This is a genomic window from Nocardia vinacea NBRC 16497, assembly GCF_000308835.1.
In the GTDB taxonomy this organism is placed as follows: domain Bacteria; phylum Actinomycetota; class Actinomycetes; order Mycobacteriales; family Mycobacteriaceae; genus Nocardia; species Nocardia vinacea.
On the sequence record NZ_BAGN01000427.1, the window covers coordinates 52,163 to 66,723 of the forward strand.

12 protein-coding genes and 1 pseudogene are annotated in these 14,561 nt (G+C 65.1%); 6 read left to right on the top strand and 7 right to left on the bottom strand.

The annotated features are described in order from the left end of the window. Positions 1–3: 3 nt before the first annotated feature. Positions 4–414, top strand: coding sequence for a nuclear transport factor 2 family protein (locus tag ON44_RS45120; RefSeq protein ID WP_040701622.1), 411 nt, complete (start codon positions 4–6; stop codon positions 412–414). Positions 415–507: 93 nt separating this feature from the next. Then, positions 508–1,407, top strand: coding sequence for a glycoside hydrolase family 43 protein (locus ON44_RS45125; RefSeq protein ID WP_040701578.1), 900 nt, complete (start codon positions 508–510; stop codon positions 1,405–1,407). A gap of 37 nt (positions 1,408–1,444) precedes the next feature. On the opposite strand, the gene ON44_RS45130 is transcribed toward ON44_RS45125, so the two are convergent. From ON44_RS45130 to ON44_RS45150, 4 genes are read right to left on the bottom strand one after another with little or no spacing between them, the layout of a single operon-like run. Further along, a complete protein-coding gene (locus ON44_RS45130) occupies positions 1,445–2,239 on the bottom strand; it encodes an MBL fold metallo-hydrolase (RefSeq protein WP_040701580.1) in 795 nt (264 codons plus the stop codon). Beyond that, positions 2,236–3,825: a zinc-binding dehydrogenase gene (locus ON44_RS47895; RefSeq protein ID WP_063721737.1), complete on the bottom strand. Its 1,590-nt coding sequence runs from the start codon at positions 3,823–3,825 to the stop codon at positions 2,236–2,238. The genes ON44_RS45130 and ON44_RS47895 overlap by 4 nt, the downstream gene beginning before the upstream one ends. 27 nt (positions 3,826–3,852) lie before the next feature. Continuing rightward, complete coding sequence (locus tag ON44_RS45145) at positions 3,853–4,413, bottom strand: ester cyclase (RefSeq protein WP_040701583.1); 561 nt, start codon at positions 4,411–4,413, stop codon at positions 3,853–3,855. Positions 4,414–4,428: 15 nt separating this feature from the next. Further along, positions 4,429–5,499: an MBL fold metallo-hydrolase gene (locus tag ON44_RS45150; RefSeq protein WP_245567573.1), complete on the bottom strand. Its 1,071-nt coding sequence runs from the start codon at positions 5,497–5,499 to the stop codon at positions 4,429–4,431. A gap of 113 nt (positions 5,500–5,612) precedes the next feature. Here ON44_RS45150 and ON44_RS45155 point away from each other — a divergent pair, with 113 nt between their 5' ends. Together ON44_RS45155 and ON44_RS45160 are read left to right on the top strand one after the other, a co-directional pair. After that, positions 5,613–6,311, top strand: a complete 699-nt coding sequence (locus ON44_RS45155; RefSeq protein WP_051183415.1) for a TetR/AcrR family transcriptional regulator — start codon at positions 5,613–5,615, stop codon at positions 6,309–6,311. Between the two features lie 81 nt (positions 6,312–6,392). Beyond that, positions 6,393–9,839: a serine/threonine-protein kinase gene (locus ON44_RS45160; protein WP_063721738.1), complete on the top strand. Its 3,447-nt coding sequence runs from the start codon at positions 6,393–6,395 to the stop codon at positions 9,837–9,839. Here ON44_RS45160 and ON44_RS51215 read toward each other — a convergent pair. Further along, positions 9,822–9,986, bottom strand: a complete 165-nt coding sequence (locus ON44_RS51215; protein ID WP_157187645.1) for a hypothetical protein — start codon at positions 9,984–9,986, stop codon at positions 9,822–9,824. The two genes, ON44_RS45160 and ON44_RS51215, sit on opposite strands and share 18 nt — an antisense overlap. A gap of 221 nt (positions 9,987–10,207) precedes the next feature. Here ON44_RS51215 and ON44_RS45165 point away from each other — a divergent pair, with 221 nt between their 5' ends. Further along, positions 10,208–11,311, top strand: a complete 1,104-nt coding sequence (locus tag ON44_RS45165) for a CapA family protein (RefSeq protein WP_040701585.1) — start codon at positions 10,208–10,210, stop codon at positions 11,309–11,311. Here the strand turns inward: ON44_RS45165 and ON44_RS45170 are convergent. Next, positions 11,292–11,945, bottom strand: a pseudogene (locus tag ON44_RS45170) (dienelactone hydrolase family protein); the annotation flags it as partial. The gene ON44_RS45165 and the pseudogene ON44_RS45170 sit on opposite strands and share 20 nt — an antisense overlap. Before the next feature lie 333 nt (positions 11,946–12,278). Here ON44_RS45170 and ON44_RS45175 point away from each other — a divergent pair. Then, positions 12,279–13,463 carry an NAD(P)/FAD-dependent oxidoreductase gene (locus tag ON44_RS45175; protein ID WP_083898577.1) on the top strand — a complete coding sequence of 395 codons (1,185 nt, stop codon included), beginning with the start codon at positions 12,279–12,281 and terminating at the stop codon, positions 13,461–13,463. Here the strand turns inward: ON44_RS45175 and ON44_RS45180 are convergent. Then, positions 13,436–14,500 (bottom strand): sulfite oxidase, encoded by a 1,065-nt coding sequence (locus ON44_RS45180; RefSeq protein WP_169338173.1) that lies wholly within the window; start codon positions 14,498–14,500, stop codon positions 13,436–13,438. The genes ON44_RS45175 and ON44_RS45180 overlap by 28 nt on opposite strands. Positions 14,501–14,561 lie beyond the last annotated feature (61 nt).

Consider the following 14,561-nt stretch of genomic DNA (forward strand, 5'->3'; position numbering starts at 1 on the left):
GTCATGTCCACAGATACTCTGATCGCCGACCGTATCGAAATCGCCGACCTGTTCACCCGATTCGCCCGCCTGCTCGACGAGGTGCGGTACGAGGATGTCGACACCGTCTTCACTGACGATGTGGAGGTCCACTCGCCGCGAATCCAAGTCCGCGGCATCGATAAGGTCACCGAGTTCATGCGGCAGTCTCAGGTCGAGGGCGAACTCACTCAGCACACGACCACTGATCTGCTGGTGCGGCTCGACGGCGACCAAGCTGCGGCCTCGGCGAACTCGCTCGTGTATTACTACCGCGACGGCCAACCGCCCCACCAAACCGGCGGCCTGCGACTGGCCGGCACCGCAGTGCGGACGTCGGCGGGCTGGCGACTCCGCGAGGCGCGCATCATGCTCGCCTGGATGCGCAAGGATTGATCTCGAAAGGCCAGACAGGCCTTACCTTTAGCCCCACCGACACCACTCGGCGTGTCGGCAAATATTCAGACAATTTCACGGCACAATCAGCGCATGGTGCTCAGCCGAAGATCGTTGCTGGCGTTGACTGCCGCGCTGCCCGCCGCCGGGCACGCGGCAGCGACGCAGCGACCGCGTTCGGTGCCGCGGTACACCATGACCGCATTCACCAACGACAGCGAAACCGATTTGTATGTCTACGAATCCGACGATGCGATCACCTTCCGGCAGCTGTCCGGGCCCGCCTACCGCCCGCCGACGGGCCTGCTGCGCGACCCCAGCGTCTTTCGCAATATCGATGGCTACTACTACCTCACCTACACCACCTCCTGGGAAGGGCGAACCATCGGCTTCGCCTACAGCGCGGACCGGATGAACTGGAGCCATCTCTACGACATCACGGTGCCGCTGCCGGGCGTGACATCGACCTGGGCACCGGAGTGGTTCATCGACTCGGACCGAAGCATCAACGTCATCGTGTCGCTCTCGGACGGCTATCGGTTCACACCGCACCTGATCACCGCCGAGTCGAAATTGCGCTCATGGAGCGTGCCGAGGCCGATGATCGGGCTGACCCAGCCCGACAACACCTCCTACGGCTATATCGACACCACCGTGGTCCGCGCCGATCGGCGCTACTACGCGTTCACCAAGAACGAATCCACCAAATACATCGAACTCGCGGTCGCCGACCACCTGCTCGGCCCGTACACCTTTGTGGCGACCGACGATTGGGCCGGTTGGGGCGCTCCCGTCGAAGGACAGTGCGTCATCGCGCTGCCCGACGGCGGCTGGCGCATCTATTTCGACGCCTACACCGACCACCAATACTTCTACAGCGACTGCTACGACGACTTCCGAACGTGGACAACACCTCTCGAACTTCCCGAGATATCAGGTACAGTCCGCCATTTCACGGTCTTCCCGGAGTTCGTCGAACAGCCCGATAGTTGATCTCCACCTCGCCACGCATAACGCCGAGCAAGCTGTGTCACGCGCGCCCGGTGGCACGGTCGAGCAGATGCGGGTCGTGTGCGTTGACGAGAAGAAGGTCCGGCTCGGCCGTCGCCCACAACTGAGCCAGCCGTTGGTGATTGGCCTGGACCTGCTTCCAATCGTGGGCGATGACGCGTTCCATCGCGGTGATCGCTTTGGGTGCGGTATCGGTGCCGTCGAGTTGGCCGTGGTGATAGAAGGAATCCCCGACATGCAGGATCCAACGGTCACCGGCATCGACTGCGACGGCGGCGTGACCACGGCTGTGGCCGGGGAGGTTGATCAGCACGATCCCGGCCGCGATATCGGTGAGTTCCTCGGCTCCCGGAAACCCGCGCCACGACTCGCCTGCCGACGGCTCGTGCTCGACGAGCACCGGGCGGTGGGCGCGCTGCGCCGGACGGTAGCGCTCTCGTTCGATCAAGGTCCGTGGATGCTGGGCGGCGAAGGCTTCGGCACCCGTGAGATGCACTCGAGCCCAAGGGAAGTCGGCGAGACCACCGGTGTGATCGGCATCGAAGTGGGTGAGCACGATGTGCCGGACATCGGCCGGATCGTATCCGAGTTGCCGGATCTGGTTGATCGCGGCTTCGCTCGGGTCGAAGGTGGGCCGGACGTAGAAGCGGGCGGGGCCGAAGCGCTTGCCGGGTGCTACGGCATCGCGTAGGCCCAGGCCCGAATCGATCAGGACCAGACCATGATTGGTCTCGACAAGCAGGACGTGACAGACCAATCCGCCGGGTGTGGCGGGTGGCCGCATCGTGCCGCAGTTGAGGTGGTGGACTTTCATCCGAGTGCCGCTTTCATCTCTTCCATGGCCGCAAGGTCGCCACTGAGCAGAGCGGGGTCGATGACCTGAACCGGGTTGGTGCCGTCCCAGTTCGCCGCGGCCAGCTCGACGAGGTCGAAGACGAACTTCTTGGTGCCGCCGAGATCCGAGATCTCGACGACGGTACCCGGGTGGTGTTCTGTCTGCAGATAGGCGAAACGCCCTGTCGGGCCGCCGATCTCGCCTTCCTGGCCTACGGTGAACCCGGCGGCGAGCGCGCGGTCGTAGAGGTCCTGGTAGTGCTCACTCCAGTAGGCGACGTGCTGCAGGCCTTCGTTGCCCGCGTCGAGGAAGTCCTTGTACATCGACGGTTCGTCGTCGATCGGCTGGATGAGTTCGATCTGGATATTGCCGCTGTTGGCGACCGCGACATTCATCGCCATGGCCGACGGCCGGCCTCGATAGGTGAAGTTCCCCGGCTGGACGCCTTCGAGGTAGAACCAGGGGCCGATACCGCAGTCGACGAATCCCTGCATTGATGCCTCGATGTCACGCACGACATAGCCGAGCTGCCGAATGGTGCCGAACATGTTCGCCTTCGGCGTGGGTCCGGGTACTGGGCCGGTGTGCGCATCGGCGAAGGACAACACGATCTTGCCGACCGCGGCATTTTCGCGGAGTCGCTGCGCCGCCCGGTCCGCCTGATCGGGCGAGTAGACAGCATCGAGGCGCGGGGTGAGCCTGCCGTCCGCGACAGCGGGCAGCGCCCGAGGTTGCAGCGCGGCGACGACCTCGGCCAATTCGGATCGGGTGCGGATGCTGAAGGTGGTCCCGAGCAGCCGCTGGCGGCGGAAGGCGATGGTGTCGAGATCGAGGCTGGTCGCGGCACCCGCGAGTCGGCCGATGCTGACGATCGTGCCGCCGACAGCGGTGGCCGCGGGCAGGTCCGCGAACAATTCGCCGCCGACATGATCGAGGGTGATGTCGACGCCGTCGCCGTTCGTCGCGGCCGATACCGCGGTGCTCAGGTGCTCGGCGGAAGTGTTGACGGTGACGTCGGCGCCAGCAGCGGTGAGGGCGGACCGCTTGTCCTCGCTTGTGGTGGTGGCGATGACGGTGCTCGCCCCCAGAGCTTTGGCCAGCTGGATGCCGATCAGACCGATCGAGCTGGTGCCTCCGACGATCAGGACGCTCTTGCCTTCGATGAAGCCGGCTTGGCTGACCAGCGCGTCGTATTCGGTGATCAGCCCGACCGGCAGAGTTGCCGCTTCCTCGAAACTCAGTATCTCTGGGATCGGCACAACCAGCCGCGGATCGCACAGCGCGTAGTCGGCGAACGCACCGATGGTGATGCCCATGACGCGCGTACCCGCCGACAAATGCGGTGCCAGCGGACTGGAGATTTCCACGACCCCGGCGACCTCCATGCCCGCGGTGTATTCACCTGCCTGCTGGGAGTTGGCGGTGTAGGTGCCGTCGAGGGCATAGAGGTCGGCACGGTTGAGACCGGCGGCCATGACCTGGATGCGGATCGCACCGAGCCGACTGGGTGCGTCGATGTCGCGGAGTTGCCAGTTCGACCCGGCGCCGCCGATGAGTGCTCGCATACGCGAGATTCCTTTCATCCGTTCGAATCAGGCCGACAGGTCGGCAGGTGGGGTGTCGACGAGCAGCCGATTCGGATTGCTCGACATGGCGAGCAATCCGCGCAGTGCGCGCAAGACCAGCGGCCACTTACGCGGGTCGCGCAGGTTCACGCCGCTGACGAGCTGTTTGAGCATCGACAGCGTGTCGAAGTAGATCCGCTCGACGATCAGGTTCTCGTTGTCGTCGAATACGAAGTACGCCGTCATCCGGGTGCGATGCCGGGAGCCGGTGGCCGGAATGCCGCCCAGCGGCCCCAAATGTGTTCCGAGTAGCCAGAATTCGACAATGACCGCGTCGGCGCTGTGCCGCAGCGCGATGATCTCGTGGTCCTGATCGGGAAACGCGACGCGGGTGTCGTGGTAGTAGTCGCGGACCTCGGCATCACCGTCATGGACGGTGAGCGTGGGAATGATCTCGTAATGCGGATGCGGGAACGTGGCCAGCACGTCGTCCCAGTCCTGGCGCACCTCGTCGTGGAAGTGATCGAGGACGAGTTTCTCGCGGGCGCGCAGCACCTCGACGGATGGCACGGCAAAGCGGTCGGTCATGAAAACTCCTGCGGTTCAGTGATGTGTGATGCGGCCGTGGGTGAATGTCGGCGTTGTTCCCGGGTTCGTCCACGCACCGGTCAACTCGCTGGATGGGAAGAACTGGAGGAAACGCGAGTCGCGCTGGCTGCGATCGGCCAGTGTCTTCTCGAACACGACCGAGTTGTATTGATCGGCCGTGGTTTCGATGGTGTTGGCATTGAGCACGATCTCCTGCCCCCACTCCCCTGCCCAGCGCGCCACTCCGGCCAGCCGCGAGTGCTCCGGTGTGAGGCATTCGGCGGCGATGACGTTCTCACTGCTCACCCAGATGCCGGTCGAGGTATTGAGTACCAGGCTCTGGTTACCGAAGACATGACCCGGCGTCTTCACGACCGCGACGCCCGGGCCGAGGACCACCGAGCCATCGATCGGCAGAAAGGCATCCGGTGCAATGTCGCGGTACGTGTCGGGCTGGTACCAAGGCTTTTGCAGCGGGTGCAGGTCTGCCATCGCGGCCAGTTCGTCCCGCTGCACGATGACCTTGGCGTTGGGGAATACCGCTTTCGGCTGCGTCCGGAGGTCGACCTGATGCGCCGTCGTGCCGATCCAGCGACGCAGGTCCTGGGTGTGCAGGTGGTCGAACATCAAGTAGTCGACCTCGGCCGGGTCGATGCCGAGCCCGGACAGGTGATCGGTCACGGTGCCGTGCTCGATCACCATCCGCCGCGCAACGATATCCGGGGTGCGGCGGGCGAGCTTGTCGAAATACGGTGTGTGACGGCCGAGTTCGACATCACTCGGCTCGAACAGCAGCACCCGCGGCGTCCCGTCGCTCTCGTGCCAGCGGATCACCAGCATCCGATTCGTGATCGCGAGGAACGGGGCCGGCGCACGGGATGCGCGGAACAGGCCGAACCGCGTGGGGTAGGGCAGCGTGACGAGGTCGCACGTCACCACGCTGTCGGGCACACCCGTGCTCGCGAACTCATCGCGGAAGACCTCGGCCTGACTCCGCGCTGCGGTCAGCCGCGCACCCGGCCCACCGTCGATCTTCGACAGGTCGGTCAGACACTCCACACGCGAGCCGACACCCGCCAGGTCCACTGCGTCACCTTGTCGCCATGGCAGTTGCATATCCACCTCGAGTCATTAATCCCACGGCGTGGGAATAATTCGTAGATTAAACCCACGCCGTGGAAATATGCAAGAGTGAGGGCATGCAGGCCACGACCGATGCAGCATCGATCCAGCCGCCGCGCCGCGGACGGCCACCGAAAGCGCAGGCGCAGCTCTCGCGCGCGGCGATACGAGACGCCGCGCTCGCGGTGATCGACGCCGAGGGGATCGGCGCGGTGAGCATGAGATCCGTCAGCCGCACATTGGGCGTGGACGCCAAGAGCCTGTATCACCACGTCGACGGCAAAGACGACCTACTCGACACGGTGGCCGAATACATCCTGGAACAACTCCGGATGCCCGAGTCGACGGACTCGATCGAAGCCGACCTGCGCGCGCTGGCATACGAATTCCGCCGTGTCACTCTCGCGCACCCGGAAGCGGCGACCCTGGTCCTGACGCGTCAGCTCGCATCACTCGCCGGACTCGCCCCGATCGAAGCCGTCCTCACCGTGCTCCGCCGAACCGGGCGAACCCCCGAAGAAGCTGTCCACCTACTTCGCACCGTCCTGGCCACCCTGGTCGGAACACTGCTCCGCGAAGTCTCCGCCGGACCGACATTCGGCACCGATGACGCCGACGGAATCGCCGAACGCCGGCACGCGCTCGAAGCATCCGGACTGCCACAAGTCGCCCTCGCCGCACCCCACTTGGCGCGCTTCGACCGCGAACGCGAGTTCGAGTACACCGTCGATCTCATCGTCGATGTCATCACTTCGCACCGCAGCGCCGTCGACTGACACCGGCGCTGTCGACCTTGGAGAACGCCTGGTTACCGCATGTCCGCAACGGCGCTATCGTTGATGCACAGGTCGGGGTGGATGCGCCGACTCGGAGGTGCCGACGAATATTCGATGGACGAGCTCGACGAGGCCGCGACACAGCGAGACCTTCCGACCGGAATCGCGGCGGAACTAGCGGCGGCCGGATTCGGCGACGCGACCGAAATCGGCCGCGGCGGATTCGGCGTCGTGTACTGCTGCTACGAATACGCACTCGAACGCCACGTCGCGGTCAAATTGCTCAGGTCCGAGGTCAGCGGCGACGAGCGCGAGCAATTCCTCCGGGAACAGCGTGCATTAGGGCGGCTGTTCGGACACCCCGACATCCTCCAGGTGCTGCAGGTCGACATCACCGCCACCGGCCGCCCCTATATCGTTATGCCGTTCTACACCTGCGGCTCGCTGGAGACAGTGCTGCGGGATTCGGGACCGCTGCGGTGGTCGGAGGTGCTTTCGATCGGCGTCAAGATGGCCGCAGCGCTGGCCGCCGCCCATGCGATCGGCATCGTGCATCGCGACGTGAAGCCCGGCAATATTCTGCTCACCGATTACGGCGAACCCCAGCTCGCCGACTTCGGCATCGCACAATTCGGCGACGGCACCACGTCATCCCTGCGCACCGTCCAGGGCACGCCCGCATTCACCGCACCCGAGGTGCTCGGCGGCGCGACGCCCAACCCGATTTCGGATATCTACGGCCTGGGCGCTACCTTGCACTGCCTGCTGGCCGGGCGAGCCGCATTCGCACGCCGCACCGGTGAACAACTGGAAGTGCAACTTGCCCGGATCGCCTCCGCCGCCGCACCCACGCTGCGCGATCAGCACATCCCCGCGGCGGTGTGCGCGGCCATCGAGGCGGCCATGGCGGCGAAGCCGGCCGACCGGCCGAGGTCGGCGATCGAGTTCGGGGAAATGCTGCGGCGGGTCCAACACGAGACCGGCCAGGCGGTGGATGCTCTGGCATTGCCACCGACAGTCATCGAATCCGGTTCGGCCACAGCGGTTCCCACGGGATCGCATACCCCGGATGTGGCGACACCGCCCCCGCCGCCCAGCACGGCGATGAAATTCCGTCCGCCTGCCGCACCCCATACAATGATCGCGCGCACGCGGCTGCTCGCGCTATTGCGTGACGGCGGCGACCGGCGCCTGACGCTGATCCACGGACCGGCCGGATTCGGCAAGACCACCCTGGCTCTGCAATGGGCCACAGCGCTGGCGACCGAGGACGTACTGGTGGCATGGCTGACAGCCGACCCCGACGACGACAATATCGCCTGGTTCCTCTCCCACCTGATCGAGGCAATCCGCCGCGTCGCTCCGAAGCTGGCACGGGAACTCGGCACGCTACTGGATGAACGATCCTCCGACACTGCAAGATACGTGCTGTCCGCGCTGATCGACGAAATCCACTCGGGTGGACACACGATGGTGCTCGTGATCGATGACTGGCACCGCGTTCACGGCGAAACCACGTGTGCCGCACTGGATTACCTGCTGGAGCACGGTTGCCATCACCTGCGGCTGGTCATCGCCAGCCGGACCCGGGCGTGTCTGCCGCTGAGTCGGATGCTGGTGCGCGACGAACTGGTCGAAATCGATGTCGCGGAGCTGCGTTTCGACCCTCACGAAACGGGTGCTTTCCTGGTCGACGCCGGTGGGCTGTCGTTGTCCACCGACGATGTGAACCGCCTGCAGGAAACGACCGAAGGGTGGCCTGCCGCACTGCAATTGGCTTCGCTGTCGTTGCGCGGCCACGATCATCCCGCCGCCTTCATCGACCAGCTGACCGGCCGCCACCGGGCACTCGCCGACTACCTCGCCGAGAACGTGCTCGACTCACTCGAGCCGCCGCTGCTGGATTTCCTGCTGGCAACGGCGATCACGGAGCGAGTGTGCGCCGATCTCGCGGTCCGGCTGACGGACCGATCCGACAGCCAGGAACTACTCGAAGAGATAGCCGACCGAAATCTGTTCCTTCGCCGCCTCGACGAAGAGGATCAGTGGTTCCAATACCACCACCTGTTCGCCGACTACCTGCGGCGCCGACTGGTCCGCTGTGATCCCGCACGCCTGACACAACTGCACCGCCGTGCGGCCCAGTGGTGCGATGAACACGAGATCGTCACCGCCGCGGTCGACCACGCACTGGCCGCCGACGATCCGGACTACGCCGCGGATCTGGTCGAACGGCGGGCCATGGACCTCATCGAAGGCTCCCGTATGGCGACGTTCCTCGGCTTGTTCACGAAACTGCCGCAACGCCTGGCGGAGTCGCGACCGAGGCTACAGATCTGCCGAGCCTGGGCCAACGTCGGACTACAGCGCTTCGAGCAGGTTCGGCTGGCGCTCGAGCAGGTAGACGCCGCACTTGACGCCGGTGCTGCGACCGGTACCGAGGCGACCAAGCTGCGGATCGAGGCGGAAACGGTCGCGGGCGCAGCACAATTCGTCACTGACCGATTCGATGGTCTGCCAGACCTGCTGGCCCGGCATCTCGAGGACGCCGACACCCCGTTCACCGCCATCAACGCGGCGAATCTCGCGTCCGTCGACGCACTCAACCGTTTCGACTTCACCGAGGCCCGCCGCTGGCAGCAATGGGCAGCCCCATATCACCGTCGCAGCAAAGGTCCGTTCGGGGTGATGTACGGCAGGTGCGTCGCAGGTCTCGCAGCACTCGAACAGCTCGACATCGCCGCCGCCGAAGAGCATTTCGAGGCCGCCATCGCCCGCACGCGTCGCGGCCGCTCGCAAACCTACGGTTCACGGATGTCCGGCGCCCTACTCGGCTCCATACGCTACGAGCAGAACCGCCTCGACGAAGCCGAGCTACTACTCGATTCGAGCGCTGATCTCGGCCGACACGGTGGCGCGGTCTGGTTTCTGCTTGCCAGCTTCGGCACCGGCGCACGCATCAAAGCAATACGCGGCGACCTCGACGCCGCCGAACAACGCCTGACCGAGGGTGCGGCAATCGCCGAGAACGAGTCACTGCCGCGCTTGGCCGCTCGCATGGTCAACGAACGCGTCCGGCTCGGCCTACCGGTTCCGCCCGAGACCCGCGACGCACTCCGGCAGCTGCCGCCATACCGCAAGCAGGACACAATGATTCACGCCGACATCGCCGAACTGGAACAAGACTCCGCGATCCGGCTCCTGCTTGCCGACCACTTGGCTGATCAAGCCTGCGACCGCGCCGATCAGATGGTGCGCGAGATCGAAACTCAGTATCGCCCAAGGGCATTCGTCCAAGCGCAACTGTTGCGGGCGGCCTGCCTGTGGACCGCCGGACGCCGCCGGAACGCCAAGGAGGCTGCGCTACCCGCGTTGATGCTGTGCGCTGAACAAGGCCTCGTCCGAACCGTCGCCGATGCTGCACCACACGGCTCGGCGATCCTGACCGAACTGGAATACGACGACGCACCACGGCTAGTACTGGAACTTCTTCAGGCCGCCGCGAACTCGTCAGCCTCGACCCGATGAGCCTGACCACAGCGCCCCGCGCACCGAGGAGACTCGGAAGCGCTCGCCACCCGACAAGGTCGACACCGGAGGCTCGACACTGCTGCCGCGCAGCAGTAGCCGGGCCAGTTGATTGCGGATCGTGGCCGACGGGGTGGTCGAGGCCACCGAGTGGACGTTCTCGACGGTCGGGGGCGTGAACGGATCACCGACGCGGCATCACGGCCAGAGCCGAGTCACACGGGATAGATGTCTCGAATGATGAGATGAGTGTGCGATCAGGTGAGGCCGCCTTCGACAGGGCGGCTAGAGTCTGTCAACCTCGATCAGGACGTGAACACGTTACCAAGAAGCGCAACGCCCCGCGCGGACATGATCGACAATGGGGTATGGCGACGGTGCTGCTGGGCGGCGACGTCATGGTGGGCCGCGGTGTGGATCAGATTCTCCCGCACCCCGGTGATCCGATGCTGCGCGAAGGGTGCGTCGAGGATGCGCGGACATACGCGGAGCTGGCGGAGCAGACGAACGGTGAAATCGCCCGTCCCGTGGATTTCGGCCACCCATGGGGTGATGTCCTGGCGATTCTTGCTCAGCTCGCCCCGCAGGTACGACTGATCAATCTGGAAACCGCGATCACCGCCGACGGTGCGTTCGCACCGCTCAAAGGCATCCACTACCGCATGAACCCGGACAATGTGCCGGTGTTGACCGCAATCGCGCCGGTCGTGTGCGCGCTGGCCAATAACCACATTCTCGATTTCGGTATTCGCGGGCTCGCGGACACGCTGGCGACACTCGATACCGCGGGCATCCAGCGCGCCGGGGCGGGCGCGGATTTCGACGATGCCCGGGCCCCGGCGATATCGGAACTCGATGACGGGCGACGAGTGGTAATCGTCTCGGTCGGTGCGGGATCGAGTGGGGTTCCGCGATATTGGGCGGCTCGCCGTGATCGGCCGGGGCTGTGGTGGATCGGCGACACACCGAATATTCGTGCCGCCGACGAGGTGGCGGCAGAAGTGTTGGCGCACAAGCGCAATGACGATATCGCGATCGTCTCCGTACATTGGGGGCCCAATTGGAGTTACCGGGTGCCAATGAGCGAAAGGCAGTTTGCGCATCGGTTGATCGATGCCGGGATCGACCTCGTGCACGGGCATTCCGCACACCATCCGCGGCCGATCGAGATCTACCGGGGCAAACCGATTCTGTACGGGTGCGGTGATGTCATCGATGATTACGAGGGCATCCGCGGCTACGAGCGTTATCGCCCGGAGCTTCGCTTGCTATATCTGGTTTCCATCGATCCTGGCGCGATGGAAACGCGAATGATTCCACTGCGGATCCGGCGCATGCGCCTGGAATCGGCCACGCACAACGAATCTCAATGGCTGTACGAGACGATCGAGCACATCAGTCGCGACTTCGGCACCCGGGTCGCACCGCGGCCCGACGACCTACCGGTGGTGTTCAAGACCGCACAACACTGAGGTGGCGGTGGAACCAGTCGCGGGCCAGATCTGCCACCTGCTCGAGCGCACCGGGCTCCTCGAACAGGTGCGTCGCGCCGGGCACGACGTCGATCTCGCTCGGACACGGCATCCGCAGCTGGGCCTCGCGATTGAGTTCGAGCACCCGTCGGTCGTTGCCGCCGACGATGAGCAGCGTCGGCGCGCGGACGTGCGCCAGCCGCGGACCGGCCAGGTCGGGGCGGCCGCCGCGGGAGACGATGGCCTCGATCTCGGTGCCGGATTCGGTGGCCGCCCACAATGCGGCAGCGGCACCGGTGCTCGCCCCGAAATATCCGGTCGGAAGCCCACTCAGGCCCGCCCGCGTGCGCAGTCCGCGGGTCACCGCGACGAGACGCTCGGCGAGCAGCTCGATATCGAAAACCCGCGCACGGTCACCTTCCTCGGCCGCCGTCAGCAGATCGACGAGCATGGTTGCGAGTCCGGCCCGATTCAGCACATCGGCGACCAGCCGATTTCGCGGACTGTGTCGGCCGCTACCGCTGCCGTGCGCGAAAACGATCAGACCGGTGGAGTTCTCTGGGACGGCCAGTATCCCCGTCAGTCGGACGGACTCCGACGACACGATGACTTCTTGTGTCCGCGTCAGGGGATCAGATGCGGAGGGCGACATAGAACACCTCCTGGTATCCGGACTACCCGCCCGGTCGGTCATGTGCAAGCGGCGATCGGGCGGGGGCTCCGTCGAGTACCTCGACCCGGCCGGCTTGCAGGCCGCGGCAACCGCACCGCAGCGCTGGCGTCCGAGGACCATCGGTGAAACGGTGCCACAGTAATTGCTGCAAGTATGCTGGCCGGTGAATCCGGGTTCCGTCCGGGCACCGGGGCGCGCACAATGGAAATGCGATCAACACGCTCGTGAACGACGGACTATCGGGGACACGCGATTCCACACCAGCACCATCTCCCAAGTTGAAAGCCTTCAACTATGTCCATACCCGCGAACATTCGAACGCCGATGGTGCTCATTCTGGGGGCCGGATTCGGCGGGCTGGAATTGGCGGCTTGCCTGTCCGAGTCACTGCCCGGCGAGGTTCGGACAATACTGGTCGACCGCAACGACGGGTTCACGTTCGGTTTCTCCAAGCTGGAGATCCTTTTCCGCGACCGGACCCCGGAATCCGTGCGCATCAGTTACCGCGACCTGGTCCTTCCCGGAGTCGAGTTCCGGCAGGAGCAGGTCACTTCGATCGACCCGCAGACCCGCCGCGTCGTCACCGACCGCACCAGCTACGGCCCGGACTTTCTGGTTGTCGCTTTGGGCGCCGATTACGACCCGGCCGCTACCCCGGGTTTCGTAGCGGACGGTCACGAGTACTACTCGATCCAGGGAGCTTGCCGACTGCGCGATCGGCTGGCCCATTTCGACGGTGGCACCGTTCTCATCTCGGTGTTGAGCGTTCCGTTCAAGTGCCCGCCCGCGCCCTACGAAGGCGCGATGCTGCTACACGAACTGCTGACCCGTCGTGGTATTCGCGACCGCACCCGCATGCATGTGCTCACCCCGATGGACTCACCGATCCCGGTCTCCGCGGACACCTCCGCGGCGCTTGTCGACGCACTCGCGCAACGTGGGATCGACTACTCCCCGGGGCGGCGGGTCCACGCGCTCGACCCGGAGAACCATATCGCGGCCACCCACACCGGTGACCTCGCCTACGACCTGTTCATCGGCATCCCGACCCATTGCGTCCCGCCCGTGGTCGAGGCATCCGGGCTGACCGTCGACGGCGCCGATGGTTGGATCCACGTCGACCCGCGAACCCTCGCCACCCCGTATCCGGGCGTCTACGCCATCGGTGACTGCGCGGACGCGCCGGTGCCGCGCGCAGGGGTGTTCGCAGAGAACGCCGCCCGCACGGTCGCAGCGCATATCGCCGCGCAATTACACGGAACACCCACGCCCGGAAAGTATCTCGGCCAGGGCTCCTGTTACATCGAATTCGGCGACGGTCTCGTCGGCAAGGTCGACGCCGACTTCCTTTCCGGGCCGAAGCCGGTCGCACCGTTCGTCGCACCCTCGACCGAATTGGCTACCGAGAAGGCCGAATTCGCTGCCACGCGGGTTCGGCGCTGGTTCACCGATCAGCGGACAGTGACCGGAAACTCCTGAATCAGGTTGTTTCCCATGCCCTGGCGATTCCAGAATTGCTCGGCCGGTTGCACATTTCCATCCGCGTCGGTGGCGCGGCAGCTCAGTCGATACTCGCCCGGTCGCGCATGCCAGGTGTAACTCCAACTGCGCCAGGCGAATTCGGCGACGCCGCTATCCAATTGAGCGTCCCGCCAGACACCGTCGACGCCGACTTCCACCCGCACCACGGGCGAGGTTCCGCACCACGCACGACCGCGGAGGAGGACCGCACCTCCGTCGACCGTGCGTCGCCGACTCGGGAAATCGGGAAGGCCAGGCGGAATCATCAACGCACGCACCTTGATTCGCGACACCGGCACCCCCGGATCGTCGGCGTCGCGTTGGTAGCGATAGGCCACCGCCTGTTGGAGCCCGGTGAAGGGCCGGTCGACGACTTCGATATTCCGCAACCATTTGACGCTCGTCATGCCGTACCAGCCGGGCACGAGCAGTCGCAATGGGAAGCCGTGCTGCGGCGGGAGCGGCGCGCTGTTCATTTCATAGGCGAGCAGAACCTCGGGTCTGCGGCATTCGCCGATGCTCAGGGAGCGTTGATAGTTGTGCTCCACCTTGTCCTCGAATCCGCGATCGGCCCCGGTGAATACGACCTCGACCGCCTCGTCGCGGATACCGCAGTCGTCGAGAATCCCACCGAGTGCGGTGCCCGTCCATGCCGCCGTGCCGATCGCCTCGAGACCCCACGGTGTGCTGACATTGCGCGGGTCCATCGCTGTGCGTCCGTTACCCGCGCATTCGAGGGTGACCGGAATAGTCGTCGCCGGTCGCGACCTGATGTCGTCCAGCGACAGCTCCAATTCGCGCTCGACATTCCCGGTAACCCGCAGTCGCCACGATGATGCGTCGATCTCGGGGATGTCGAAATGAATCAGCAGGTAGTGCATGCCGATGGGCGTGATGTCATACCGCATGCCCTCGAGTTGCATGCCGTGGTTGCGCGTCGCCAGCGCGAGCTCGTCGAACCGGACGCCCTGCGCGCGCGAGACGAGTTCGGTCATCGGCTCGGGCTGATTCTGATCGAGATGGACAGGCTGTCGGGGGTCAGTATAGGACTGCCCG